Raw genomic sequence first — 26,954 nt, forward strand, 5'->3', positions numbered from 1 at the left:
ATACTATCAGCATTATTTGTACATAGTTGAGATAACTTATGTCTAAGCCTTTGCTGCTGATATTGGGTGACCAACTGTCGCCATCGCTGGCCACCCTTCGCCAAGCACCTGACAATGCCGTGGTCGCCCTTTGCGAAGTGGCCGAAGAAGCTCGCTACGTTCCTCACCACAGCCATAAGCTTGGACTGTTCTTTGCCGCCATGCGGCACTTTGCCTACCAACTGCGCGAAAAAGGCTTCCAGGTGCATTACAGCCATCTGGACGATGCTGACAACTGCCACTCGCTTATTGATGAAGCAGAACGCTTGGCGGCGCTTTACGGCTGCGATGAAATACGCGTAACTCGACCCGGTGAGTGGCGGCTTTATGCAGCCATGCAAGACCGCCAAACCGCCGAGCTACCTTGGCAGCTATTTGAGGATGACCGCTTCTTCACCACGCCCGATGATTTCAGCCAGTGGGCTCAGGGACGCAAGCAACTGCGCCTGGAATATTTCTATCGCGAGCAGCGCAAGCGCACCGGGCTGTTAATGGAAAACGGCGAGCCGGTGGGCGGCCAATGGAATTTTGATCATGATAACCGCGAGCCCATCAAGCGTGACATAGACTTTCCGGCGCCACCCAAGCATCACTACGAAAAGCTGACCCACGCTGCTTTCGATGCCGTAAGGCGTCACTTTCCCGATCACATGGGGGACTTAGCGACGTTTAATTGGCCAGTCACGCGTCGCCAAGCACTCGTCGATTTGCGTCATTTCCTTGATCACTGTCTGGCCGACTTTGGCCGTTACCAGGATGCGATCAGTGATCGCTCGGCGTTTTTGTTTCATTCCCGCCTGTCGGCGGCGCTCAATATCGGGCTGCTATCGCCTCACGAAGTCTGTCAGGCGGCGGAAGAGCGCTATACCCAGAATGAAGCACCCATTAACGCGGTCGAGGGCTTTATCCGCCAGATACTCGGCTGGCGGGAGTACGTACGAGGTCTTTATTGGACGCAAATGCCTGATTACAAGCGCCTTAATCAGTTAGGTTTCGAGCGTGATCTGCCCGACTTTTACTGGCACGGCAACACCGATATGCACTGTTTGAAGCGGGCCGTTGAAATGACCATGGATAACGGTTACGCGCACCATATTCAACGGCTAATGATCACCGGCAATTTCGCGCTACTGTGCGGGGTCAAGCCCGAGGCGCTGTGCGATTGGTATCTGGCGGTGTATATCGATGCCTGCGAGTGGGTGGAGCTACCTAACACCCTGGGCATGGTACTTCACGCCGACGGTGGCCTGATGGGCTCTAAACCCTACTGCGCGTCAGGCAAATATATCAATAAAATGTCGGACCACTGCCAGCACTGCCGCTATTCACCCAACCAAGTGACGGGCGAAAACGCCTGCCCGTTCAATAGCCTGTACTGGCATTTCTTGGAGCGCCAGCGGGACCAGTTGAAGCATAACCCGCGCATGAAATTGATTTATGGCTCGCTTGATCGTATGGCACCTGACAAGCGCTCAGCGATCCACCAACAGGCACAGCAGTTTCTGGACCAGCTTGAAACCTCACCGGGTTATGGCCAACCCGGCCATACCGCCGGTTATACCAAGGAGACCACTTCATGAGCCGTTTTGCCTCGCTTAGCGCCAATGCGCCCGTTACGCTTTACCACGATGGTCACTGCCCTTTTTGTCGCGTGGAGGTTAACTGGCTTTCCAAGCATCGCTATCAAGACCGCATCAAGCTGGTGGATATTCAAAGCGCTGAATTTAACGCCACTCACAGTGACCGAGAGTTCGACGCCATGATGGGGCAGTTACACCTGAAGGATAAACAAGGCCGTTGGTATATCGGTATGGAAGCGAGCCGCGCCTTGTATGCCGTGCTGGGATACCGGCGGCTTGTTTGGCTGTCGTGCCTACCGGGATTAAAAGGGGGGCTTAATATAGGCTATCGGTGGTTTGCCCGTCGCCGGGTGCGACTGGGTCAATGGTGGGAAAAACGTGCCAGCCAATCATCGAGACATTCGTGAGCAGGGATTAAAAAACAAGCGGCACGCGCGAGCTTAACGGGGCGCTATAGTGGGCGGCACGTCCAATCATCTCATCGTGGGCGACGTGTTGGACCAGGTAAGCGCGATGAATATTGGCGCGTTTGAGCTCCAGGTAGATATCGTCTAGAGCGCGAAACATCATCGGCTTTCCACGCTGGGTCAGCATGTGGCGTTCGCCTTCTACGTCTTCCAACTCGACTTGATAATAACGACTGCCCGCATGACTAATCACGCGTATTTCAAAGTTATCGTGGTGGGCAACAAACGCCTTAAGCGACGTCATTTCCATGGCTCCCTCCTGGGTCATCAGATACTCAATCACACAGCATGCCGAAAGGTGATGGCATTTTTATTGCATTACCGTGTCGTGACTATGACGGTGATACCCCAGGAGAGTTCCTTCCGGGCCTATTTACTGATATTCAGAGGGGTCGATCGCTTTACCGAGTGAATTGCGGTCGATCCAGTTGCCTGCCTTGGTCTGCTTGTAGCGGAATACCACCTTATCGCCTACCTGAACCGGCAGCTCGGAGTCTTCCGTCTGGTAGCTGTATTTTTCGCCATCGACTTCAATGTAGTAGCGGTACAGATCCGGCATGCCCAGCCACTCTTTGAACGGCCCTTCACGCTCAAGCGACTGTAACTCGCCGCGCGCTTCTAACTTGGGTAGACGCTGACGATTACCGCGCCGAAAACCACCTGCCATGTTGTGCTCCCGTTCTCTTTGCTGATGCGCTGGGCATTATACGAGCCTGACCTCCAGGCTCAAGTGAGGACTAGTCGCCGAAGGCTTCACCGTAGCTATCCGGCGCCAAATCTTCAAAGCGCGTGTAGCGGCCGATAAAGGCCATATGCACGGTGCCGATAGGCCCATTACGCTGTTTACCGATAATTAACTCAGCAATACCCTGATTGTCCGGGTTATCTGGATTATAGACTTCATCGCGGTAAACAAAGGCGATAACGTCGGCATCCTGTTCAATCGCACCAGATTCCCTCAGATCCGACATCACCGGACGCTTGTTGGGGCGCTGCTCAAGCGAGCGGTTTAGCTGGGAAAGCGCCACCACCGGGCAGTTGAATTCTTTCGCCAAGCCCTTCAACGAGCGAGAAATTTCAGAAATCTCGCCGGTGCGGTTTTCAGAAAAGCCGGTAATCTGCATCAGCTGAAGATAGTCGATCATAACCAACGCCATATTGCCGTGCTCTCGCACTACGCGGCGGAGGCGAGAGCGCATTTCATTGGGCGACAGCGCCGCTGTGTCATCAATGAATAACTGCTTGTCTTTTAGTAGATTCACCGCCGATGTCAGGCGCGGCCAATCTTCGTCCTCTAGCTGGCCGGTCCGCACCCGGGTTTGATCAATGCGCCCCAGGGAGGACAGCATCCGCAGCATTAATGATTCCGCGGGCATCTCCATGGAAAACACCATTACAGGCTTGTCGCTGGAAATGACCGCATGCTCCACCAAGTTCATGGCGAACGTGGTTTTACCCATTGAGGGTCGTCCGGCAATAATCACCAGATCGGACGGCTGTAGCCCCGATGTCATGCTATCCAGGTCACGAAAGCCCGACGATAGCCCGGTCATTTCGCCTTTGAGGTTGAACAACTCGTCGATGCGGTCAACGGCTTTGGTCAGCAAGTCACTCATGCCAATAGGACCGCCGGTTTTAGGACGCTCTTCGGCAATCTGAAAGACCAGGCGCTCGGCTTCGTTGAGTAACTCATCGGCGGGCCGCCCCTGGGGAGCAAACGCGCCCTCGGCGATCTGGTTCGCGGCACGGATCAGCTTACGCAACGTCGCCCGCTCGCGGACGATATCGGCATAGGCACGTATGTTACTCGCTGAGGGAGTGTTTCTGGCCAATTCCGCCAGAAAGGCCAGCCCGCCAACAGTCCCCAATTGATCTCGCGCTTCTAATGCTTCGGAGAGTGTCACCACATCCATCGGCTGCCCCGACTCAGCAAGATGGATCATCACGTTGAACACCAGGCGGTGTTCGTAGCGGTAAAAATCGTCTGCCACCAGGCGATCGGAAATATTATCCCAGGCCTGGTTGTCCAGCATTAGCCCGCCCAGTACCGACTGCTCTGCCTCTAGCGAGTGGGGCGGCAGCTTAAGCGCTGCCGTTTCCTGGTCAGCGGGTGGCTGGTCCTGCATAGCAAGCTCCTTTCATTAGGCCGATAGCCAATAAACGCCTTATCTTAGCCGCCAACACTTATAATCACTACTGCAAGCATCGTCCAGGCCAACCTGAGAATAAATAGTAAAGAGCGTAAATAATAAAGGGCGCGAGGAAATCCCCGCGCCCTTTAGGACGTTGATAGACGCGCAGCGATTATTCTGCGACGACTACCACGCGTACAGCGGCATCCACTTCAGCATGCAAGTGAAGGGCGATGTCGTATTCGCCGGTCTGGCGAATCGGGCCTAGCGGCATACGTACTTCGCTCTTGGCAACCTCAATACCCGCAGACGAAATAGCGTCTGCCAGATCGCGAGGACCAATTGAGCCAAACAGCTTGCCTTCATCGCCCGCTTTGGAGACCAACGACAGTTCGATGTCGTTGAGCTGCTCAGCGCGCGCCTGGGCTTCTGCCTTGCGCTCGGCCGCTTGGGCTTCGAGCTCAGCACGTTGGGCCTCAAACGCCGCAACGTTATCTTTAGTCGCCGGAACCGCTAAGCCGTAAGGCACTAGGTAGTTACGACCATAACCAGGCTTAACAGTGACCTTGTCACCTAGGCCGCCCAGCTTACCAATCTTGTCGAGCAGAATGACTTCCATCTCGTAAACCTCTAGTCAATTGCTGCGGGCAAGGCGTGCGCGAATGTTCGCGAATGTATCTATCAGCCCCAACAGCAGCACAATGAGAATCGTGGGCCAGGTCGTGATTAGCAGCACATAGAAAGCCACCAGCCACAGCCCGTTCATCCCCTTTAATCCAACAATACCATGCACTAATGCAATGCCAGCCACTAGCAGCGGGATCCATGCCAGCATCGCCAACGCGGAGATACCCAGCACCATGCTGATAACACTCAAGACAATCAGCACAATCAGTTCCTTGGGTGCTAAGCGCAGCCCATGAAACTCTTCACGGAAACCACCCGGGTTATAAAGCCCTGCTTGCCAGCTACGTGCCAGTGCCAGACAGGCAATTGCAGCAAGCAACACCACAAACCCCGTGACACCACCGACGACAAGCCCCGCTAATTGCTGGGTGTCGTAGCCTTGATCGGCAAAGTTGTTGAGCATCTGATCAACTTCTTGCGATCCTTGGCGTAACTGTTCGAGCATTTGCTCGGTACCCGCCGGCGGGCTAAAAATGCCGAGTTGCACCATCACAGCGGCGGCAATCGCGCCGAGAATGAGCGACTCACCCCAGCGCATTCGCTCGCGCAGAACAACGGCCATCAACGTCACCAGCAAAATACTGGCCAGTGGAATCACATCGCCCTGCACCCACCACATTCCAGCGGGCAGCGCCGCTGCAATAATCACGGGTAACGCTTGCGCAAATCCGCGGCGTAGCGTTACCAATGCGCTGATAGCAGCACCCAGCCAAAATAGCCAGGGCACGAAGGTGGCTAACGCTGCCCCGCCTGCGGCGTAGGGCGTACCACGCATTAGCCATCGCGCCAGTGCTAGCATCACGTTAAGCGCTTACTGATGGCTGTCGGAATAGGGCAGCAGCGCCAGGTAGCGCGAACGCTTGATAGCCGTTGCCAGCTGACGCTGGTAGCGTGCTTTGGTGCCGGTGATACGGCTCGGAACAATTTTACCGGTTTCGGTGATGTAAGCCTTCAGCGTGTCGAGATCTTTATAGTCGATCTGCTTGACGCCTTCGGCAGTGAAGCGGCAAAACTTACGGCGACGGAAAAAACGTGCCATGGATTAAGCTCCTTGAGTTACGTGCTGTGAATAAAATCAGGCAGATTCAGATTCGGATTCAGATTCTTCGGCTTCAGCGCGCGGTTTTTCTTCGCGACGCGGACGCTTTTCTTCTGCCGGCTTCATCATCGGCGACGCTTCGGTCACAGCTTCTTTACAGCGCAAAACCAAGCTGCGGATGATGGCATCGTTGAAGCGGAAGATGTTCTCGATTTCGTCGAGCGTCTCTCCGGTGCATTCAACGTTCATCAGCACGTAATGAGCTTTATGGATCTTGTTGATCGGGTAAGCCAAATGACGACGGCCCCAATCTTCCAGGCGATGCACAGTGCCGCCGCTTTCAGTGACGAGGCTGGTGTAGCGCTCGACCATCGCGGGGACTTGCTCGCTTTGATCCGGGTGGACCATAAACACGATTTCGTAATGACGCATGGGATCTCCTTGCGGTTTGACAGCTTCTTATGCGCTCGCACTGGGCAACACGACATAGAAGCAAGGAGTTAACTGAAGTGCCGTTGCGCATTGTTAATTCAAAGGCATTGGCATCAAACAGAACAACGGATTAATAACCGTACGTAGCAACCGTTCATAAGAACGAGCGCCCGTTTGCCAAGCAAACGGGCGCATGCATTTTAGTGGCGGCCGGGTTAACTTGCAAGCTGCCGCTGGCGTACCGCTTCAAATAAGCAGATACCTGCCGCGACAGAGACGTTCAAACTAGACACCTGCCCAGCCATGGGTAGCTTGGCGAGGTTATCGCACGCTTCGCGGGTTAAACGACGCATCCCTTTGCCTTCAGCCCCCATCACCAGCGCAGTGGGACCCGACATGTCGATATCGTAAACGCTGGCATCGGCTTCACCGGCAGTACCGGTAATCCATACGCCCGCGTCTTTAAGCTTCGCCATCGCACGGGCCAGATTGGTGACCTGATAAACAGGCACTACCTCTGCGGCCCCGCAGGCCACTTTGCGAACGGTAGCATTTAATGGCGCGGCTTTATCTTTCGCCACGATGACGCCATGGGCACCGGCGGCATCCGCGCTACGCAGACAGGCACCAAAATTATGCACATCGGTCACTCCATCCAGCACCAGCAGCAACGGTGGCGTGTTCGACGGCCAGGCGCGCAGCTTGAGCCACAGCGACTCTTCGCTTTCAGGCGTTAACGGCGGACAAAATGCCACAACGCCTTGATGCGCCGCACCTTGCGTTAACTGGTCCAGAAGCGCCCGGGGATGTTCTTGAATCTTCGCCCCCTGACCACCGGCCTGGGTCAGCAGCTCGCTTAGCCGATTACCCGCGCCTTGCTGCACCCATATTTCTTTGGGTGCTTCTCCCCTTTCGAGCAGGCTTTGCAAAGCGTGTACGCCATACACTTGATCCAACCCATCGGGCGTGCGCGGACGCTGTCGAGACCCAGCCGACTTCATGTTCAGCCCTTATTCGGTGATGGCTTACGCGGGCCTTGACGCGTGCGCCGAGGACCTCGGCGTGTATCGGGCTTGTCTTTACCACCACTGTTGGCCTTATTGCCCTCGGCCGATGGTTTCTTGCGCGGCTGGCGACGTGGGCGTGGCTTCTCGTCGGCCAAGCCGAAATCGATTTTGCGATCGTCCATATCCACGCGCGCCACCTGGACGCTCAACCCATCGCCTAAGCGGTAGGTAGTACCGGTGCGCTCGCCTTTAAGACGATGCTTTTCAGCTTCGTAGTGGTAATAGTCCGAGGGCAGCGATGTGACGTGCACCAACCCTTCGACATAAAACGCATCCAGGCGGACGAACAAGCCAAACTGTGTCACCGATGCAATGGTGCCATCGAAGGTTTCGCCCAGCTTGTCGGACATGAACTCGCACTTGAGCCAGCTCTCTACATCGCGCGTGGCGTCATCCGCGCGGCGCTCGGTCATGGAGCAATGTTCACCCAGTTCGAGCATCTGCTCGAAGGTGTACGGACACCATTTGCTCGGCGGTTCAACCGGCGCACCTTCGACCCGCAGCACGGTATTGGTTTGGCGCGGCCCGCGAATAACTGAGCGAATGGCCCGGTGCACCAGCAAATCAGGATAGCGACGAATCGGCGACGTAAAGTGGGCATAGGCCTGATAGGCCAAGCCAAAGTGGCCTTCGTTTTGCGGCGAATAAACCGCCTGATTCATCGAGCGCAGCATGACCGTCTGGATGATATCGAAGTCTGAACGGCCCGTAATCGTCTCGCGCAGCGCTTGGTAGTCCTGGGGTGTTGGCATATCGCCACCGCCCACCGAGAGGCCTAGCTCGTTCAGGAAAAGACGTAGCTTATCGAGCCGTTCAGGCGTCGGCCGCTCGTGGATACGATAGAGCGCGGGCAGATCATGCTTATCCAGGAAACGCGCGGTCGCCACGTTGGCCGCCAGCATGCACTCTTCGATGATCTTGTGCGCATCGTTACGACTACGCGGGACAATTTTTTCGATTTTGCGCTCATCGTTGAAGATGATCGCCGTTTCGGTGGTATCAAAGTCAATCGCCCCGCGTTCTTCCCTGGCTTCGCGCAGCAACTGGTACAGCTCATGAAGGCTTTCCAGCGGCTTGACTAACCCCGCGTGTTCTTCGCGTAATGCCTGGCCCTCTTCGCTTTCCTTGTCGAGCATCGCCGCCACCTTGTTGTAAGTGAGGCGTGCGTGCGAGTTCATTACCGCTTCGTAAAAACGGTAGCGGCTGATGGCACCGGTCTTCGAGATATTCATCTCGCAGACCATGACCAGGCGATCGACATGCGGATTTAGCGAACAGAGTCCATTAGAAAGCAACTCAGGCAGCATGGGCACCACTTGGCCCGGGAAATATACCGAGTTGCCCCGCGTGCGCGCTTCGTCATCCAGTGGCGTGCCGGGACGCACATAGTGCGAAACATCCGCAATGGCCACAAGAAGCTTCCAACTGCCCGACTTGGTCTTCCAGGCACAGACCGCATCGTCGAAATCCTTGGCGGATTCGTCATCAATGGTGACCAGCGGCGTGTCGCGCAGATCTACCCGGTGCTGCTTATCGTCTTCGAGCACCTCAGCCGATATACCGCTCGTTTGGTCCAGGACTTCGGGCGGGAACTCAGCGGGGATCTCATAACTGCGAATGGCAATATCGATTTCCATGCCGGGATCCATACGTTCGCCAAGTACTTCAATGACTTCGCCTACCGGCTGCACGCGAGTTTCGGGCTGCTTAACGATCTTGGCCGAGATCACCTGCCCGTCTTTAGCACCGCCGCAGGCACTATGTGGAATAATCACTTCCTGAGTAACACGCGGATTTTCCGGTATCAGGATGCCAAACTCGGGGGTATTGCTGCGATAAACACCGACAATGGTCTGCGTATTGCGCGAGATAACATCGGCAATCGTCGCTTCATCCCGGCCGCGGCGGTCACGCCCGCTAATACGTACCAGCACGTGGTCTCCATGGAACACGCGGCGCATTTGCCGGGGCGGCAATACCAGGTCGGGCTTTTTACCATCGTCACGCAATAGAAAACCGAAACCGTCACGGTGGCCAAGCACCTTGCCTTTAATAAGGTCGAGCTTGTTGATCAGCGCATAGGCGCCACGACGATCGCGCAGCACCTGCCCGTCGCGTTCCATGGCGGCCAAGCGACGGCGCACGGCTTCGTGGTGGTCCTCGTCTTCCAGGCCCAGCAGCTGGCTCATGTCTTCGTGGGTAACCGGCTTACCGTACTGCTCTAGCGCCGCCAGCAAATATTCGCGGCTCGGTGCGGGGTTGTCGTATTTATGCGCCTCGCGCTCGGCGTGCGGATCATCACTTAATGTCCAATACTTCATGCGATCAACATCCTTGATAGCGTTGGCGGGAGGCGTAAAAGCGCGGACGCAGTATGTCGCGCGTGGGGGTTTTCAGCATTCGCCCGGCTGAAAAAAGTCATATTTTGTTTGGTCATAGCGCTAGTATAGCGCCGTGGCGTCCATCACCCAACCACCTAGGCTATGATTCTCGTATCAACGCGTTAAAAACCCATGTTTAACGCTTGCATTTAACCATTACACGGGTATCATACGCGCCACTTGCCCAGATGGCGGAATTGGTAGACGCGCTAGCTTCAGGTGCTAGTGTCCGTATGGACGTGGAGGTTCAAGTCCTCTTCTGGGCACCAATCAACTTTGTGTTATCCCCTTTTCGCACGTTGATTGGTATTATCAAGTTGTTGTTCGCCCAGGTGGCGGAATTGGTAGACGCGCTAGCTTCAGGTGCTAGTGTCCGTATGGACGTGGAGGTTCAAGTCCTCTCCTGGGCACCAATCGAACACAACTCGCAAGACAAAAAATGATGCGCCCAGGTGGCGGAATTGGTAGACGCGCTAGCTTCAGGTGCTAGTGTCCGTACGGACGTGGAGGTTCAAGTCCTCTCCTGGGCACCATAGAACTGTGCCTTGCATCATTCAGTCGCTTAAATTACTCACTTATTGATAGCGCCCAGGTTTTTTAGCCACTTCCTCCAGCGCCCAGCCGTCGGTGCTGACCTCGCTTTCCAAGACACTCTCTACTTCGTCATTCAGCTCGGGAAAGAAGTCCAAACCGGTTTGTGCTTCTACGTCGTCAATGCTGACCAGATAGGCGTCCAGCGGTTCATTGCCGCGTACGTCCTGGGGCATGATAAACGCCAGCGCTAGCGGTGCTTCATCGTGGGGCGCCACGATGATTTTGTAGAACGCTTCCGGCACTTCGACCAAGCCCACCCGGTTAAACACGTTATCCATAAAGTTCTCTGGGAAAACTGGGCCGGTAATGATTTGCAAGCGATCATACCGCGGCGCGAAATGATCCATCACGGCTTCTTCTAAACGCTGCCAGAGCTGGCGGTTTAGATTGGGCCGCTGGGGCGTCATGTTACTCATGTAAAACGTATCAAGCTGGGCGCTGCGTCCGTGAACGGCGGCAATGGCATAGTTGGGGGCAAGATGACCGCGATCATAGCCGCTGCCCGAATAGCTGTCGGTGCCCACCGGCCATATTGTTCGCCAATCGGGCCGAAAGTCGGGTCGTGAGCCAATACGCGTATCGTCAACGGCAGCGACCTGATAGCTGACCCAAAGCGGGTTGACGCGAACGTCCGACCAACCGACCAGATAGCCGTCATTGCGCAGCACGCGGTGAAACGAGGTCAGGCTAAGCGCTTCCCAGGTGGGCACGCCTTGCCAGGTATAGGCGTCTTTGTGCTGGCGTTCCTGGTACTGCCATAGCACGGTACCCAGCACCACAAACAGCACGAGAATCGCTATTCGTCTGGCCTGCCGACGCCAACCTAAGCGCAATCTAGTCACTACCACAACTCCACATCAGCGACGGTCAAGCGACGCATGGTCAAGCGACGCATGGTCAAGGGCACGTTACCAGCCGAGTGAAAACATGGTTTCCAGATCGTGGCGGGAATGTACCTGCATGGCGTTGAGCGTTTCGGTATCGCTGATACCTTCTACGGCATTGAGTCGTTCGGTGACAAGGTCGGCCAGGCTTTCAAAATCACGAGTCCGTGCGATAGCGACTAAATCGTAGCGGCCGCAGGTCGAGTACACTTCGCTGATGCCGTCGACATCCGCCAAGCGCTCCGCGACGGCCTTGACTTGGCCTTTCTCGGTATTGATTAGGATGACTGCGTTTTGCATCGCGCCCTCATGAACTGTCGGTGTTGGATATGGTCCTATAAGGGCAAGAGTATAACAGGGCCCTGGCAGCGGGCGTAATAGCGCTAAGATAGCGGCGCTAAAATAGTGACACCAAAATAGTCACTCTCTCGGCGCGACCGATTGTCGCTAACGCGTTCAGGGTATTCGCACTCCGCGAGGAGTTCCGCTAGCATGCAATTGTGCGCTTATTACATGCAGCGCTGTATAATAAATAATAGACACCGTGACACTACGTCAGCAAATGACGACAAGGAGTAACCATGGCTAACCAAAGCCGACGTGCCTTCATGCGTTCCAGCATGCTAAGCCTTGCTGCCCTGCCGCTTGGCGCGGGTATCTTGTCTAAAACAGCCTTTGCGCAAGAGTTGCCGCGGCTGGATCCTTCCGCGAGTAATGCCCAAGCGTTGAACTATGTGGAAGACGCAGCGGATGCCAGCGATCATCCTGCCTATGAAGAGGGTCAGCGCTGCGATAACTGCATGTTCTACTCCGCCGATAACGAGGGATGCCAGCTTTTCCCGGAAAATAGCGTAGAACCCGCCGGTTGGTGCCAGTCCTGGGTCGAACAGGGCTAGGCCCACTCCTCGACACCGGCAGAGACGCCATGCGCCTCTGCCCTAATGTTTTTTTCTGCCTTACCTCATTCTTCGCCTTGAGGAATTTCCTCGACAGGCCACCGGTAACGCCGCGTAACGCGCCCCTCTTCCATCGAGACCAAGTGAACGGGGAAACCCCAAAGCTTTTGCAAATGCCGAATGACAGGGTACACGCTGCGTGCCAGCGGGCGGCGGCTATCTTGGACATGATGCAGCGTGAGCGAGCGATCACCACGAATCGCGGCTTCAACGACTTGGATATTAGGCTCACGCACCGATAACGCATATTGGGTTGCCAGCGCATCGCGCACCTGCCGGTAGCCCTGTTCATTGTGAATGGCCGCCACCTCCAACATTTCCTCCTGATCATCATCGACCACTAGAAACAGTTTGTGATCACGCATCACCTTGGGTGACAGAAACTGCTGAATAAACGACTCGTCCTTAAAATTACGCATCGCAAACTCAATCGTGTCGCGCCAGGGCGAGCCGGCGATATCAGGAAACCATTCGCGGTCCTCTTCGGTGGGCGTCTCGCAGATACGCTTGATGTCCATAAAAATGGCGAAGCCCAGCGCGTAGGGGTTAATGCCGCTGTAGTAGGGGCTATCAAAGGCTGGCTGATTAATCACCGCTGCATGGGACTGTAAAAACTCAAGCATCAGACCCTCATCGACATTGCCGTCATCGTAGAGCCGGTTCATTAACGTGTAGTGCCAGAAACATGCCCAGCCTTCGTTCATTACCTGGGTTTGCCGTTGAGGATAAAAATACTGCGCCAGTTTACGCACGATGCGCACGATTTCCCGCTGCCAGGGGGCCAGCAACGGCGCATTTTTCTCAATAAAATAGAGCAGGTTTTCCTGGGGTTCGGGCGGGTAGCGCCCGCCGCTATGCAGCCCAAGCGGATCATCTTCTTCAGGCGACAAACTACCGGGCAACGATTCGCCACCTTCCGGGCTGTCGGGAATCGTGCGCCACAGCAGGTTCACCTGCGTTTGCAGATAGGCCTCGCGTTCCTCCTGGCGTTTGGCTTCTTCTTCCGCCGAAATAGGCGACGGCCGCTTGTAACGATCTACTCCATAGTTTTGTAGCGCATGGCAGGCATCCAGCAACTGCTCGACGGCCTGAACGCCGTGGCGCTCCTCGCACCGGGCAATGTACTGGCGGGCAAAGACCAGGTAATCAACGATGGACTCTGCATCCGTCCAGGTGCGGAACAGGTAATTGCCTTTAAAAAAGGAGTTGTGGCCGTAGCAGGCGTGGGCCATCACCAGCACCTGCATCATCAGAGTGTTCTCCTCCATCAGGTAAGCGATGCAGGGATTGGAATTGATAACCAACTCGTAGGCCAGCCCCATTTGGCCGCGCTTGTAAGCCTGCTCTACCGCTAAAAACTGCTTACCGAATGACCAGTGGTGGTAGCCCACCGGCATGCCGACGCTGGCGTAGGCGTCCATCATTTGCTCGGTAGTGATCAATTCAATCTGGTTCGGGTAGGTATCCAACCGGTATTCGTCAGCCAGGCGCGCAAGCTCCGCATCAAAACGCTCAAGCACGTTGAAGTTCCAATCGGAACCGGTCGCAATCGGCTTACGGGTGGCATTCATAGCGCACTCCTCAACTCAACGGGCGGTCAGCGCTGCTGGCTTAAGCGGCGCTTAAACAGTTCACGGAAGACGGGGTAGATATCCCCGGCATCGACAATTTGACGCATGGCAAATTGCTCGGGAAAGTGAGACGCCACCGTTTCATACTCCTGCCAAAGCGACTGATGATCATGCGGGGTGATTTCCACATAGGCGTAATACTGAAGCTGGGGCATCAGCTGCTTGACCAGCAGGTCACGGCACACGTTTGAATCATCATCCCAGTTGTCGCCATCGGAGGCCTGGGCGACATACAGGTTCCATTGCCCCACCGGGTAACGCTTTTCAATAATGCTGTTCACCAAAGTGAGTGCGCTGGAGACAATCGTCCCGCCGGTTTCTCGTGAGTAGAAAAACTCTTCCTCGCTGACCTCCCGAGCAGCCGTGTGGTGGCGAACAAACACAAGCTCGACTTTCTCGTAATGCTTCTCCAAAAACAGATACAGCAGTAGAAAAAAACGCTTGGCGATGTCTTTGTGGTTTTGTGTCATGGACCCTGAGACGTCCATGACACAGAACATTACCGCTTGGCTTGAGGGTTGCGGCTGCGCGGCCAATTGGTGATAACGCAGGTCGTAGGTGTCAATAAACGGCACCGCTTCAATGCGTTTTTCCAAACGCTCAATTTCTGCCTTTAGCTCGGCGATTCGGGCCGGATTGCGCAGCACGGAGTCTTTGCGCTCTTCAGCCTCGAGCGCTTGCTGGGCTTCTTTCAGGGCTCGCTTAATCGGGGCACGCATGGCGATCCGGCGCGCATACGCCTCGCGCATCGAACGGGTAATACTGATGCGCGAAGGTACCCCGTCACGCGCCAGCCCCGCTCTAACCATTTTGATTTCCTGCAGTGACTTGAGCGGTTTACGCTGCAAGTGAGGAAGTTCCAGCCCATCAAAGACGAACTCCAAGAACTCCTCGCGGCTCAGAGTGAAAGCGAATTCGTCGGTGCCCTCTCCTTGATTGGAAGCACCGCCTTCGCCCGACCCACCACTTCCTCCCTGGCCAGGCGGGCGGCGGATCTTATCCCCCGCCAGGAACTCTTTATTGCCAGGCGATACGATTTCGCGTGCGCCCCCCGGCCCATGTTGAAACACCGGTTCGGAGATATCCTTGGTAGGGATCGAAATCTTCTCGCCCCGCTCCATATCGGTGATCGAGCGGCGGTTAACCGCCTCCTCTACCGAACGCTTGATGTGTTTACGATAGCGCTCCAGAAAGCGCTGTCGGTTGACCGCGCTCTTGTGCTTGGCGTTGGGCCTGCGATCGATGAAGTAGGTCATAAGACCTCCTTAGCTCTTGTCTAAAGCGCCAGCCACTACTGAGACTTGCGCACGCGCAGGTACCATTCTGACAATAGCCGCACCTGTTTTTCGGTGTAGCCACGATCCACCATCCGCGCGACGAAATCTTCGTGCTTTTTCTGGTCCGATTTGGACGCCTTGGCATTGAAAGAGATTACCGGCAACAGCTCTTCGGTATTGGCGAACATCTTATGCTCGATGACGCCTTTGAGCTTTTCGTAGGACTGCCAGCTGGGGTTCATGCCGTTATTCTGCGCACGCGCGCGCAGCACAAAGTTGACCACTTCGTGGCGGAAGTCTTTGGGGTTGGAGATACCCGCCGGCTTCTCGATTTTTTCCAGATCTTCGTTGAGTGCCTGGCGGTCGAGCAATTCACCAGTCTCGGGGTCGCGGTATTCCTGATCCTGAATCCAGAAGTCCGCATAGGTGACGTAGCGGTCAAAAATATTTTGCCCGTAGTCGCTGTAGGACTCGAGATAGGCGGTCTGGATCTCCTTGCCGATAAACTCGACATAGCGCGGTGCCAGAAACTCCTTGATAAAGCCAATGTAGCGTTCAAAGGCTTCAGAGGGTAGCTGCTCACGTTCCAACGCCTGTTCCAGCACGTACAGCAAATGCACTGGGTTAGCCGCCGTTTCCGTGCCATCAAAGTTGAACACCTTGGAGAGAATCTTAAACGCAAAGCGGGTTGATAGCCCCTGCATACCTTCATCCACCCCGGCGGCGTCGCGGTATTCCTGAATCGACTTGGCACGCGGGTCGGTATCCTTGAGATTTTCGCCGTCGTAGACGCGCATCTTCGAATAGATACTCGAGTTTTCGGGCACTTTCAGCCGCGAAAGCACCGAAAATTGCGCCAGCATGCGTAGCGTATCCGGCGCGCAGGGCGCGGCATTAAGCGACGAGTCTTCAAGCAGCTTCTGGTAAATCTTGATTTCTTCGGTGACCCGCAGGCAATAAGGCACCTTGACGATATACACCCGGTCAAGAAACGCCTCATTGTTGCGGTTATTGCGAAACGCCTGCCACTCGGATTCGTTGGAGTGGGCAAGAATGACACCGTCAAAGGGAATCGCCCCCATGCCTTCGGTGGGGTTGTAGTTGCCCTCCTGGGTGGCCGTTAACAGCGGATGCAGCACCTTGATGGGTGCCTTGAACATCTCGACGAACTCCATCAGCCCCTGGTTGGCGCGGCATAGCCCGCCGGAGAAGCTGTAGGCATCGGGGTCATCCTGGGAATAGAGTTCGAGCTGGCGGATATCGACCTTGCCGACCAGAGACGAGATATCCTGGTTATTTTCATCCCCCGGCTCGGTTTTGGAGATCGCAATCTGGTTCAGCCGCGAGGGATAAAGGCGCACTACCCGGAACTGAGAAATATCGCCGCCGTACTCTTTCAAACGCTTGGCCGCCCAGGGCGACATGACACTTTTGAGGTAACGCGGAGCAATGCCGTACTCTTTTTCGAGCAGCTCACCGTCTTCTTCGGGAGAAAATAATCCCAATGGTGATTCGTATACCGGCGAGTCTTTAATGGCATAGAACGGGATACGTTCCATTAACAGTTTGAGACGCTCCGCCAGGGACGATTTGCCGCCCCCCACCGGACCCAGCAGGTAGAGTATCTGCTTGCGCTCCTCAAGCCCCTGCGCCGCATGGCGGAAGTAGGACACAATCTGCTCGATGGCTTCTTCCATGCCGTGAAACTCGGCAAACGCCGGGTAGCGCCGAATCACCTTATTGGAAAAAATGCGCGAGAGACGCGAATCTTTAGCGGTGTCGATGACCTCAGGCTCACCAATCGCCTCCAGCATGCGCTCGGCAGCGCTGGCATAAACCTTAGGGTCACGACGGCATAGCGCCAAATATTCCTCAAGGCTCATGTCTTCTTGCTGAACGCGGGCAAAACGGTCTTGAACGTGATCAAAGATGCTCATGGAACTCTCCTGTAGCCCAACCCCAGGCAGTCACCGTCAAGCAGCCAATGTCAAAACGGTGTGCCCAACAGAGGTGTCGCTTATCAGCATAGTCAGCATTAGCAAAATGTGATGACTCAAACTTCAACGCTAACGCATTAATTCTATGAGCGTACAGAAGGTAGATTAGTTGCGTTGACAGACCCAACGCACAGCGCCGCCAGGACGGCGGCACTAGAGACTCCAAACGGCCCGATAACCCTTTGCGGGGCGCTGCGAAACCAGCCATGGCGAATAGCCCCCCGCTATGGGTTAGTTCAGAGCAAATTCATCATAAAGTGCTTTAATACGTGCTATTCAAGCACTTTCTGGATATCCGCCAGCAGTTGGTCGAGCAATTCAACGGTGGTGTTCCAGGCGCAGACAAACCGTGCACCACCGGCGCCAATAAAGGTATAAAAGGTCCAGTCTCTGGCTTTCAACGCTTCAATGGCATGGGGCGGCAATTCAACGAAGACGCTGTTGGCTTGCGTCGGAAACATCAGCGATACACCGGGTAACGACTGCAGTCCGTCGGAAAGATAACGCGCCATAGCATTGGCGTGCTGAGCGTTGGTTAACCAGGCGCCGCTTTCCAGCAGACCTAGCCAGGGTGCCGAAATAAACCGCATTTTAGAGGCCAATTGCCCCGCCTGCTTGCAGCGGTACGAAAAGTCTTCGGCCAGCTCGCGGTTGAAAAACAGGATGGCCTCGCCAAACGCTAAGCCATTTTTGGTACCCGAGAAGCACAGCGCGTCAACGCCGACCTGCCAGGTCAACTCAGCCGGGGTGGCGTCCAAACTGGCACAGGCGTTAGCAAACCGCGCGCCGTCCATGTGCAGACGCAGATCGTACTTATCCGCCATGGCGCGGATGGCCAACAGCTCCTCTCGGGAATAAACCGTGCCGACTTCAGTCGCCTGGGTTAGCGAAATGACCTTGGGCTTGGGGTAGTGAATATCGCTGCGCTTAGTGACCAGCGCTTCAATGCCTTCTGGCGTCAGCTTACCGTTAGCGCCCGGGGAGGTTAGCAATTTTGCGCCGTTGGAGAAAAACTCGGGGCCACCGCACTCATCGGTTTCAATGTGTGCCAACTCGTGGCAGATCACACTGTGGTAGCTACGCCCCATCGCGGACAGTGCCAGTGAGTTGGCAGCAGTACCGTTGAACACAAAAAACACGTCGCAATCGTAGTCGAACATATCGCGAAAGCGATCGGCGGCTCGCGCCGTCCAACGGTCGTTGCCGTAGGCCAAGTCATCGGCTTGATTGGCTTCCAGCAGATACTGCATGGCCTCCGGGCAGATACCGGAGGTGTTATCACTGGCTAAAAATCGGGGGGTACACTCCGAGGTCATGGCGATAATCCTTGTGGGTAATCCTCTTTATCTGACGGTCTTGCAGCGTGGGCTGGGTGCCACCCACGACGTTAGCGACTCGTTAGACTTAATAACTAGGTCGCTCATCAGTCTATCGCCATTTCAACGTTATAAGGAAGCCGCCAACCGAGTTCCCTGATCAATAGCGCGCTTAGCATCCAGCTCAGCGGCTTCATCAGCGCCACCAATCACGTGCACGCGGCCGCCAGCCTGTTCCAGCGGCGAGATCAGATCGCGCACTGACTCCTGGCCCGCGCAGACCACGATGGATGCCACGGCGAGCACCTGCTCTTCGCCATCACGGCGGATATGCAGGCCTTCATCGTCGATTTTGAGATATTCACAGCCGGTGAGCGTTTTGACGCCACGTTGCTTGAGCGAGGCGCGATGCACCCAGCCGGTTGTTTTGCCCAGGTATTTACCCGGCTTGGAGGTTTTACGCTGCAGCATGACAATTTCCCTTGGAGAGGCTGGCGGCGCAGGTACTTTCAAACCGCCCCGCTCGCCCACCGCCAGGTCTACGCCCCACTCATCGCACCAGGCGGCAAGGTCAAGCGTAGGATGCCCCTGGTGGGCCAAAAGCTCAGATACATCAAAGCCGATCCCCCCCGCGCCAATCACCGCGACCGTCGGGCCGACACGCTCAGGCTGCTCAATGGCCTCGGCGTAGCTCAGCACACTTGGATGGTCAGCGCCGGGTAACGTCAGCTCGCGGGGCATCACGCCGGTGGCGATCACCACCTCGTCAAACTCGGCCAGCGCGTCGACCGTGGCGGTGGTGTTCAAACGCACCTCCACGGCGTGTTTGTCGAGCATCACGCGAAAGTAACGCAGCGTTTCGTTAAATTCTTCCTTGCCGGGGATTTTGCGGGCGTAGTTGAACTGCCCACCAAGCTCGCCGCGGCGCTCAAACAACACCACTTTGTGGCCACGGCTGGCGGCGGCCACGGCTGTGGCAAGGCCAGCAGGTCCGCCGCCGACGACCGCTACGCGCTTCGCTTTCTGAGCAGGCGTAAGCGTAACTTCTGTTTCATGGCAGGCTCTGGGGTTCACTAAACAAGACGTCAGTTTGCCCGCAAAGGTGTGATCCAAACACGCTTGGTTACAGGCGATACAGGTGTTGATCTCGTCGGCCAGGCCTTGCTCGGCTTTAAGAATCCATTCCGGGTCGGCAAGAAACGGACGCGCCATCGACACCATATCGGCATGCCCCTCGGCGAGCACCCGCTCAGCCACGTCGGGCATGTTGATGCGGTTAGTGGTGATGAGCGGAATCGCAAGCGACGCTTTCATTCGCTTGGTCACTTCGCTGAACGCCGCTCGTGGCACGCTGGTCACGATGGTCGGTACTCGCGCTTCATGCCAGCCAATGCCAGTGTTAATAACATCGGCCCCTGCCGCTTCGATCGCTTTACCTAGCGCAACGACTTCCTCCCAAGAGCTGCCTTCTTCTACCAAATCAATCATTGATAGACGGAAGATAACCAAAAACGCATCGCCCACGGCGGCACGAATTCGCTTGACGATTTCGATGGGAAAGCGAACCCGCCGCTCGAAATCACCGCCCCATTGATCATCGCGCTGATTGGTGCGCTGGCAGATAAACTGATTGATCAAATAGCCTTCGGAGCCCATGACTTCAACGCCGTCATAGCCCGCCTGCTGAGCAAGCCTCGCGCAGCGCACGTAGTCGACGATTTGCTGCTCGACCTCATCACTGGTCAGCGCGCGGGGCGTGAAGGGATTAATAGGTGCCTGAATCGCCGAGGGCGCCACTAACTCAGGGGAGTAGGCATAGCGGCCTGCGTGGAGAACCTGCATACATAAATGCCCGCCCTCTGCATGGACAGCATCCACCACCTGACGATGTTCCGCTAGCTGCGACGTATCAGTTAGCGCATTAGCCCCCTGAAACACCGCCCCCTCGGTATTGGGGGCAATCCCCCCGGTGACGATCAGGCTGACCCCGGCGCGTGCTCGTTCAGCATAAAACGTCGCTAGCCGCTCGAAGCCATTGGGCGCCTCTTCCAAATTGGTGTGCATGGAGCCCATCAAGACCCGATTCGGCAGCGTTAAATGCCCCACTGTTATCGGACGGAATAGATGCGGATAAGCAGGCGCACGAGTCATCACGGTTCTCCAGGGTATTATTCGAACATTATTCAAACAAGCGTATGACATCCCGGCCGTCACGTATACCCCCTGTTTTGATGACAGGTTATCGTGACTGGTTCTGGTGTCAGGTTCTTGTGAAAGGGTCTTGCCCACCATGCGAAAGGGCGTCACATTACCCGGCTAACGATAAGGAACCGCTGCTATGCGCTTGATGTATTTTTTGCCGCCGCTCGCCACCGTGCTTATCTGGTCGGGGAACATGACTATTAATCAGTTAACCGTGGGCGCCATCGCCCCCAGCAGCATTGCGTTTTTACGCTGGCTGCTGGCGTTAGTGGTTATGACACCATTTGTACTGCCCGCGGCGCTGCGTCACCGTGAGGAAATCCGCCGCCACTGGCCAAAGCTTGCCCTATTGGGTTTATTGGGCATGGGCCTATGGCAGGGTCTGGCTTACGTGGCCGCCGAAACCACCACCGCGACGAATATGGGCATATTGGCGGCGATGGTCCCACTACTGACCGTGCTGTTGAGCGCTTTGATTCTGCGCGAGCCGCCGACCCGCGGTGGCGTGCTAGGTGGCGTATTAGCGTTTATCGGTGTCACCGTTCTGCTGGGTCGAGGCAACCCGCTTTCGCTATTACAGCTTGAGGTTGCCTATGGCGACGCGCTGATGGTAATGGCCGCCACCTGCTATGCGCTGTACGGCGTAATGCTAAAGCGCTGGTCGATGAATTTACCGCCCTGGGTAATGCTCTACGCGCAGGTCTGCTTTGCCGTGCTGTTGCTGCTGCCGCCTTATTTGATGGGGCCCATGACGCCTGTGGATAGCCAAAATATTGGACTGATCCTGTATGCGGGCATTCCAGCATCGATTATTACCACCTTTCTGTGGATGCGTGCTGTTCGTCAAATTGGCGCTAGCCAAGCGAGTATTTTCATCAACCTAATGCCATTGTTTAGCGCGCTGATTGCCATGGCCTTTTTGGGTGAACGAGTGGCGGGATTCCACTTTATCGGCGGGCTATTAATTTTGGCTGGCGTCATCATGGCGCAAACGCTGACCCAGCCCTTAGCACCTCGCAAGGTATCGCAGAGTAAAACGAGCAGTGCCAAGCAATGATACAATGACGCGACTTATTTCTACTGCCGGGAATCCTTAAACATGTCCCTAGAAGAACTGCACCTTAACCTGCGTAACTTATCGAGCGATGATTACGAGCAGCTCAAGACGTTAATGGATGCGGTGTATCACGATATTGGGGGTGCCTGGCCCAAGCTCACCATCGACAAACTGATTCAAGAGTTTCCCGATGGCCAAATCGCTATCGAGGACGATGGGATATTGGTAGGCGTAGCGCTAACCGTTCAGGTGGATTACGACGAGTTCTCAAACCCGCACAAGTACGACGACCTGATCGGCCATCGTGAGATCATCCGTAACGACCAAGACGGCGATGCCATGTACGGGCTGGATGTACTGATTCATCCCGACTACCGTGGCTACCGCTTGGGACGCCGCCTTTACGAGGCGCGTAAAGAGCTATGCCGCTCGCATAACCTGCGCGCTATTCTGGCGGGTGGCCGCATTCCCGAATATCACCAGCATGCCGATGAGCTTTCACCGGCCCAATACATCGACAAAGTCTCACGTAAAGAGATTTACGACCCGATTTTGTCGTTCCAGCTGGCTAACGATTTTCAGGTAAAGCGCCTGTTACGTAAGTACCTGCCGGAAGACGAGCAGTCGCGTGGCTACGCGACGCTGCTGGAATGGAACAACATTCTGTTTGAGCCTGCCGAGAGCGTCCTGGATACCCGTCCCACCCAAGTGCGAGTTGGTGCGGTGCAGTGGCAAATGCGCGAATTTTCGTCTGTAGAAGCCGCGCTTCAGCAGATCGAATACTTCGTGGATGCCCTCTCGGACTACCAAAGTGACTTTGCCGTGTTCCCGGAGTTGTTCAATGCGCCGCTAATGGGGCTGCAAGACCGCGAGGCTCAGCAGGACCAAATGGGTGCCATTCGCTTTTTGGCAGGCTTTACCGAGCGCTTTACTACCGAGCTTGCGCGAATGGCGGTCTCCTACAACATTAACATTGTCGGCGGCTCCATGATTGAAGTTCGCGATGATGACCGGCTTTATAACGTTGCCTACCTGTTCCATCGCGACGGCAGCGTCGAGAAGCAATCTAAACTGCATATCACTCCCCAGGAACGCCGTGACTGGGTCATAGAAGGCGGCGACGACCTTCAGGTATTCGATACCGACGCTGGCCGCGTGGGTATTTTGATTTGCTACGACGTGGAATTCCCGGAGCTGGGCCGCCTACTTGCCGACCAGGACATGGACATTCTGTTTGTGCCGTTCTGGACCGACACCAAAAATGGCTACCTTCGCGTGCGCCACTGCGCCCAAGCACGGGCCATCGAAAACGAGTGTTACGTCGTGCTATGTGGCAGCGTGGGTAACCTGCCGTCGATCGAGAACCTGGATATCCAGTACGCGCAATCGGCGGTATTTTCTCCGTCGGACTTTGCCTTCCCTCACGATGCAGTGCTGGCGGAAACAACGCCTAATACTGAGATGATCTTCTTCTCGGACTTAGACCTAACCCGCCTGACGGTGGTACGAGCCGAAGGCTCGGTAACCAATCTGAAAGATCGCCGCAAGGATCTCTTTGACCTGCGCTGGCGCGACTGGTCGTGGAAGTCAGGTGCCAACCTCGACGACTAAGCAATTAATCAGGCCAGACAAGGTGCCTGGGCACCCGCCCCTTGGCATCAAACGTTACGCCTTCATCGCGCAACTTTTGATGCTGGCGGGCTGCCCCGCCGTGGTCGGCGAGCTTTAGCGAAGCGGCAATGACCCGGTGCCAGGGCAACTGATGGCCATCGGGCAAATGACGCATGGCCGACCCCACCATGCGTGGTGTCGCGCCTTCCGTCATTGCGGCAATACGCCCATACGTCGTGACCCGCCCCGCCGGTATTTGATCGACAATGGTGTAGATCTGTTCGAGCAGTTCTGGCCGGGGCATGGTAGGACCTCCTTCTGGGCAGGAATTATGGCTCGTCGTTACGAGCGGGCCACGCTTTAAGATACATAGTTTTCGCCATATAAGACGGTGTTAGTTAGTCAGAAGAACTGACTAAATCGCCTTTTGCAACCACTGCCATACGACCTCGGCGTCTTCACTCACCTGCCGACGACTAGGCCTTACCAGCCAGAAACGCTCTTCGCTTGGAACGCTGATCGAAAACGGCGCCACGAGATCATCGCGCTGTTCAAGCAAGCGCCGATGCGTCAGGGCAACGCCGCCACTCTGACTAGCTAGCGCCAGCGTTATGACCTGGTTATCACAGGTCAACGCATGGCAATGCGGCTCCAAATGCGCCACGCCTGCGGTTTGCAACCACCCCGGCCACCCAACTCCAAAGCCCACCGCATGCAACAGCGTGTGTCCGGCCAGATCGCTGGGGGAAGTCAGCGTTCTCGCGATATCGGGCGAACATACCGGCAATAGCTGCTCATTCCCAAGCGGCCACATCTCGACGCCGCTCCACTCACCTCGCCCGTAACGAATTTCGATATCTGCCCCCTCCGGGCCAAAATCATCGGGCCAAATAGCACTCACCAGGCGCAGCGATATGTGAGGGCACTGACGATGCAATTGAATCAACCTCGGCGCTAGCCACGACTGCTGAATCACGGGCGTTGAACGCAGCGTTACCGGCTGTTCACTGGTCACGCCGAAAACCTCCGATGTGCCCTCGCTGATACGTGCAAAGGCATCGTGAATACTGGGTAACCACGCCTGACCGGCAGGGGTTAGCGTCAGGCTGCGGGCATGCCTGACGAACAGCTTCTGCCCCACGCGATCCTCCAACAGCCGAATACGCTGGCTGATCGCCGCCTGCGTCACCCCCAGTTCGTTACCCGCGGCGGTAAAGCTGAGTGTTCGCGCGGCAGATTCAAAGGCTTGTAACCATAATAGCGGTGGCAACTGGCTCATGAAAAAGCAACCTATAAGCTGAGTGAGGTCTTAGGGGTCAGATTAATCGTTTGTCACTGCCAATGCGACTGCCCATCCTAGCAAGACGTAATTGAGTCAATGCCGGGAGAAAATCATGAACAGTGCCGTTTTCGCTGAAGAGCAACGTCAGGCGCCCCAAATGGGTGAATTAGCCCCCTATCAGGACGGCCCATCGCTGACTGAGGCGGTGTCCACCGATGAGGGTGTTCATCTGACATGGCAGGATGGCCAGCACACCACCCTACCGCTGCTGTGGCTTCGCGATCATTGCGCCTGTCCTGCCTGCCGGCACCCGCAAACCCGCGAACGTCTGTACCTACCGCTTGATGATATCAGCGACACACCGGCGATCGAGCTCGCGGGGGGGCATCTCTACCTGACGTGGCAGGATGGCCACGTGAGCGCTTATCATGGCGGCTGGCTTTACCAGCGTCGCCCGGAAGCCGAGATCCCCACGGCCGTTCCATCGCCTGCCCCCTGGCGCGACCAGTTCACCCCCGAGCGCATCCGCCATGCCGACTTCTTGACGCCCGAGGGCGAAAAAGCCTGGCTGACCGCCATGCTGCGCGATGGCCTGGCGTTAATCACTGAGGGCCCGCTGGTTGAGGAAGAAGTCAGCCGTCTGGCGGAGCGTATCGGCCCGCAACGGGCGACCAACTTTGGTTCACGCTTCGATGTGCGCTCGAAACCCAACCCCAACAATGCCGCCTACACGGCCGTCGGCCTGCCGCTGCACATCGATCTGCCTAACTGGCGCCAGCCACCCGATATTCAACTGCTCTACTGCCTGCAGAACGAAGCCAGCGGCGGCGAATCGCTGTTTGCCGATGGCGCCCGCGTGGTCAATGCCCTACGCCAACAGGATCCAGAAGCCCTGAAAGTGCTAAGCGAAACCACCATCGATTTTCGCTTTCAGGATGACACCCACGATATTTCCGTGCGGGCACCCGTCATCAAGCTTGACGATGACGGCCAGCTCGTTGAAATACGCCTTAACAACTGGATTCGCGACACGCTGCACCTCCCCGCGCCCAAAATGGCGGCCTGGTACCGCGCCTACCGCGTTTTGTGGCAGCTGTTTCACAGCGAAGCGCACCAGCTCGAATTTACCTTATTACCTGGCCAAATGGTGGCGTTCGATAACCGCCGAGTTCTGCACGGGCGTCGTGAGTTCGACCCCAACAGCGGCGCACGCCATTTACAGGGCACCTATCTAGACCGAGACATGCTTGCCTCTAAGCTGCGCGTCCTCGCGCGCAGTGCCTAGGGTTCGTCTGAAAAATATAACGAGCATGCATTGATAATAAACCCAGCAAGGAGATCCTATGACACACCTAAAACCTCTCGCCTCGAGCATCGCACTGGCCAGCGCTGCGCTGTTGGCTTCATCGGTCCATGCCGATGAGCAGACGCTCGACTTTGGGGTGCCCGCCTGGCCCGGCATTACCGTCAAGTCCGAAATCGCCGAACAGTTGCTTAACCCATTGGGTTACGAGACGAGCACCCAAGAAATCGGCTTACAGGTGATTTATCAGGGGATCGAAAGTGGCGATATCGACGCCTTTCTAGGCGCCTGGCTACCTGCCCAGCGGGACATGTTTAACCCGCGTAAAGAGTCAGGCGTATTGGTCGATGTCGCCAATAACGTTGATGGCGCCCAGATGACCCTGGCGGTTCCCGAGTACCTCTATGAGAATGGCCTGCAAAGCTTTGCCGACCTTGATGACTATCGTGATCAGTTGGATGGCAAAATTCACGGCTTTGGTGCTGGCTCAGCAGCCAGCGAAATCCTTAATGACGCCATTGATAACGACACCTGGGAGCTTGGCGACTGGCAACTGGTAGACACCAGCGAAGTCGCCATGTTGTCCGCCGCCCGCGATGCGATTTCCCGCGAAGAGCCTATTGTGTGGGTTGGCTGGACGCCGCACTGGATGAACCTTGAGCTGCCGATGCGCTATCTCGACGACGAGGAAGACCTGTTCGGCGAGAACAATGGCGAAAGCGAAGTGCTCACACTATTACGTGCGGACTACGCGGACGCCACACCAAACGCCGTCACGTTCTTTGAGCAGTTTACGTTCACCGCCGAAGAGCAAAGCTGGATGATTCAGCAGTTCGGCCTGGAAGAGCGCGAATTGGAAGACGTTGCCGAGCAGTGGATCAACGAAAATCCTGAGCGCGTAGAGGCGATGCTTGCCGATGTGACCACCACCGACGGTGACCCTGCCTGGCCTGTTATTGAGGCCCAGATTAACGACTGAGGGTTTTCGCCATTAGCCATCAGCGGCTTGGTTCGCTGGTG

25 protein-coding genes and 3 tRNA genes are annotated in these 26,954 nt (G+C 56.0%); 10 read left to right on the forward strand and 18 right to left on the reverse strand.

Annotation, left to right across the window (positions count from 1 at the left end; genetic code table 11):
* Positions 1-38 precede the first annotated feature (38 nt).
* Together CPH17_RS06725 and CPH17_RS06730 are read left to right on the forward strand one after the other, a co-directional pair.
* Positions 39-1,619 (forward strand): cryptochrome/photolyase family protein, encoded by a 1,581-nt coding sequence (locus tag CPH17_RS06725; protein WP_074397040.1) that lies wholly within the window; start codon positions 39-41, stop codon positions 1,617-1,619.
* Positions 1,616-2,026, forward strand: a complete 411-nt coding sequence (locus CPH17_RS06730; protein ID WP_074397041.1) for a thiol-disulfide oxidoreductase DCC family protein — start codon at positions 1,616-1,618, stop codon at positions 2,024-2,026. The genes CPH17_RS06725 and CPH17_RS06730 overlap by 4 nt, the downstream gene beginning before the upstream one ends.
* A gap of 7 nt (positions 2,027-2,033) precedes the next feature.
* On the opposite strand, the gene CPH17_RS06735 is transcribed toward CPH17_RS06730, so the two are convergent.
* The 9 genes from CPH17_RS06735 to rnr all read right to left on the reverse strand — a co-directional run bounded on the left by CPH17_RS06735 (position 2,034) and on the right by rnr (position 9,764).
* The gene (locus CPH17_RS06735) at positions 2,034-2,336 is read right to left on the reverse strand and encodes a DUF6482 family protein (protein ID WP_074397042.1); all 303 of its coding nucleotides are present in this window, start codon (positions 2,334-2,336) and stop codon (positions 2,034-2,036) included.
* Between the two features lie 123 nt (positions 2,337-2,459).
* A complete protein-coding gene (locus CPH17_RS06740; protein ID WP_074397043.1) occupies positions 2,460-2,753 on the reverse strand; it encodes a hypothetical protein in 294 nt (97 codons plus the stop codon).
* Positions 2,754-2,823: 70 nt separating this feature from the next.
* Positions 2,824-4,212: a replicative DNA helicase gene (dnaB, locus tag CPH17_RS06745; protein ID WP_074397044.1), complete on the reverse strand. Its 1,389-nt coding sequence runs from the start codon at positions 4,210-4,212 to the stop codon at positions 2,824-2,826.
* 178 nt (positions 4,213-4,390) lie between these two features.
* Entirely contained in the window at positions 4,391-4,837 is a 447-nt protein-coding gene (rplI, locus tag CPH17_RS06750; protein ID WP_074397045.1) for a 50S ribosomal protein L9, read from the reverse strand.
* A 15-nt stretch (positions 4,838-4,852) separates the two neighbouring features.
* Positions 4,853-5,704, reverse strand: a complete 852-nt coding sequence (locus tag CPH17_RS06755; protein ID WP_074397046.1) for a hypothetical protein — start codon at positions 5,702-5,704, stop codon at positions 4,853-4,855.
* Between the two features lie 12 nt (positions 5,705-5,716).
* Complete coding sequence (gene rpsR / locus CPH17_RS06760) at positions 5,717-5,944, reverse strand: 30S ribosomal protein S18 (protein WP_009097135.1); 228 nt, start codon at positions 5,942-5,944, stop codon at positions 5,717-5,719.
* Positions 5,945-5,980: 36 nt separating this feature from the next.
* Entirely contained in the window at positions 5,981-6,376 is a 396-nt protein-coding gene (rpsF, locus tag CPH17_RS06765) for a 30S ribosomal protein S6 (RefSeq protein ID WP_074397047.1), read from the reverse strand.
* 215 nt (positions 6,377-6,591) lie between these two features.
* Positions 6,592-7,377: a 23S rRNA (guanosine(2251)-2'-O)-methyltransferase RlmB gene (gene rlmB / locus CPH17_RS06770; protein ID WP_074397048.1), complete on the reverse strand. Its 786-nt coding sequence runs from the start codon at positions 7,375-7,377 to the stop codon at positions 6,592-6,594.
* Between the two features lie 2 nt (positions 7,378-7,379).
* Positions 7,380-9,764: a ribonuclease R gene (gene rnr, locus CPH17_RS06775; protein ID WP_096298743.1), complete on the reverse strand. Its 2,385-nt coding sequence runs from the start codon at positions 9,762-9,764 to the stop codon at positions 7,380-7,382.
* 242 nt (positions 9,765-10,006) lie between these two features.
* Between rnr and CPH17_RS06780 the strand changes: the two genes are divergently transcribed.
* The 3 genes from CPH17_RS06780 (at position 10,007) to CPH17_RS06790 (ending at position 10,357) form a co-directional block, all read left to right on the forward strand.
* Positions 10,007-10,093: transfer RNA gene (locus CPH17_RS06780), tRNA-Leu, on the forward strand.
* A gap of 57 nt (positions 10,094-10,150) precedes the next feature.
* A tRNA-Leu gene (locus tag CPH17_RS06785) sits at positions 10,151-10,237 on the forward strand.
* A gap of 33 nt (positions 10,238-10,270) precedes the next feature.
* Positions 10,271-10,357 (forward strand) — tRNA-Leu (locus CPH17_RS06790).
* Between the two features lie 42 nt (positions 10,358-10,399).
* Here the strand turns inward: CPH17_RS06790 and CPH17_RS06795 are convergent.
* Together CPH17_RS06795 and CPH17_RS06800 are read right to left on the reverse strand one after the other, a co-directional pair.
* Positions 10,400-11,260, reverse strand: coding sequence for a DNA/RNA non-specific endonuclease (locus CPH17_RS06795; RefSeq protein WP_231898089.1), 861 nt, complete (start codon positions 11,258-11,260; stop codon positions 10,400-10,402).
* Between the two features lie 66 nt (positions 11,261-11,326).
* Positions 11,327-11,602, reverse strand: coding sequence for an Lrp/AsnC family transcriptional regulator (locus tag CPH17_RS06800; protein ID WP_027338179.1), 276 nt, complete (start codon positions 11,600-11,602; stop codon positions 11,327-11,329).
* A 281-nt stretch (positions 11,603-11,883) separates the two neighbouring features.
* Here CPH17_RS06800 and CPH17_RS06805 point away from each other — a divergent pair, with 281 nt between their 5' ends.
* Positions 11,884-12,198, forward strand: a complete 315-nt coding sequence (locus CPH17_RS06805; RefSeq protein ID WP_074397050.1) for a high-potential iron-sulfur protein — start codon at positions 11,884-11,886, stop codon at positions 12,196-12,198.
* 65 nt (positions 12,199-12,263) lie between these two features.
* On the opposite strand, the gene CPH17_RS06810 is transcribed toward CPH17_RS06805, so the two are convergent.
* The 5 genes from CPH17_RS06810 to CPH17_RS06830 form a co-directional block, all read right to left on the reverse strand.
* Positions 12,264-13,829 (reverse strand): SpoVR family protein, encoded by a 1,566-nt coding sequence (locus CPH17_RS06810; protein ID WP_096298745.1) that lies wholly within the window; start codon positions 13,827-13,829, stop codon positions 12,264-12,266.
* Between the two features lie 26 nt (positions 13,830-13,855).
* Positions 13,856-15,145: a YeaH/YhbH family protein gene (locus CPH17_RS06815; RefSeq protein WP_074397052.1), complete on the reverse strand. Its 1,290-nt coding sequence runs from the start codon at positions 15,143-15,145 to the stop codon at positions 13,856-13,858.
* A 35-nt stretch (positions 15,146-15,180) separates the two neighbouring features.
* Entirely contained in the window at positions 15,181-17,103 is a 1,923-nt protein-coding gene (locus CPH17_RS06820) for a PrkA family serine protein kinase (protein WP_074397053.1), read from the reverse strand.
* A 332-nt stretch (positions 17,104-17,435) separates the two neighbouring features.
* The gene (locus CPH17_RS06825; RefSeq protein WP_096298747.1) at positions 17,436-18,479 is read right to left on the reverse strand and encodes a threonine aldolase family protein; all 1,044 of its coding nucleotides are present in this window, start codon (positions 18,477-18,479) and stop codon (positions 17,436-17,438) included.
* Positions 18,480-18,608: 129 nt separating this feature from the next.
* Positions 18,609-20,630 (reverse strand): NADPH-dependent 2,4-dienoyl-CoA reductase, encoded by a 2,022-nt coding sequence (locus CPH17_RS06830; RefSeq protein WP_096298749.1) that lies wholly within the window; start codon positions 20,628-20,630, stop codon positions 18,609-18,611.
* Between the two features lie 187 nt (positions 20,631-20,817).
* Here CPH17_RS06830 and CPH17_RS06835 point away from each other — a divergent pair, with 187 nt between their 5' ends.
* Positions 20,818-21,738 (forward strand): DMT family transporter, encoded by a 921-nt coding sequence (locus tag CPH17_RS06835; protein ID WP_074397056.1) that lies wholly within the window; start codon positions 20,818-20,820, stop codon positions 21,736-21,738.
* 42 nt (positions 21,739-21,780) lie between these two features.
* Positions 21,781-23,349, forward strand: a complete 1,569-nt coding sequence (locus tag CPH17_RS06840) for a bifunctional GNAT family N-acetyltransferase/carbon-nitrogen hydrolase family protein (RefSeq protein ID WP_074397057.1) — start codon at positions 21,781-21,783, stop codon at positions 23,347-23,349.
* Positions 23,350-23,353: 4 nt separating this feature from the next.
* On the opposite strand, the gene CPH17_RS06845 is transcribed toward CPH17_RS06840, so the two are convergent.
* Complete coding sequence (locus CPH17_RS06845; RefSeq protein ID WP_096298751.1) at positions 23,354-23,653, reverse strand: MGMT family protein; 300 nt, start codon at positions 23,651-23,653, stop codon at positions 23,354-23,356.
* 111 nt (positions 23,654-23,764) lie between these two features.
* On the reverse strand, positions 23,765-24,628 hold the full coding sequence (locus tag CPH17_RS06850) for a LysR substrate-binding domain-containing protein (protein WP_096298753.1): 864 nt from the start codon (positions 24,626-24,628) through the stop codon (positions 23,765-23,767).
* 115 nt (positions 24,629-24,743) lie between these two features.
* On the opposite strand from CPH17_RS06850, the gene CPH17_RS06855 reads away from it, so the two are divergent.
* Both CPH17_RS06855 and CPH17_RS06860 read left to right on the forward strand, forming a co-directional pair.
* A complete protein-coding gene (locus tag CPH17_RS06855; RefSeq protein WP_231898090.1) occupies positions 24,744-25,916 on the forward strand; it encodes a TauD/TfdA family dioxygenase in 1,173 nt (390 codons plus the stop codon).
* 58 nt (positions 25,917-25,974) lie between these two features.
* Positions 25,975-26,913, forward strand: a complete 939-nt coding sequence (locus CPH17_RS06860) for an ABC transporter substrate-binding protein (protein WP_096298755.1) — start codon at positions 25,975-25,977, stop codon at positions 26,911-26,913.
* Positions 26,914-26,954: the final 41 nt, after the last annotated feature.

It is taken from the genome of Halomonas sp. hl-4, assembly GCF_900215475.1.
Classification (GTDB): domain Bacteria; phylum Pseudomonadota; class Gammaproteobacteria; order Pseudomonadales; family Halomonadaceae; genus Vreelandella.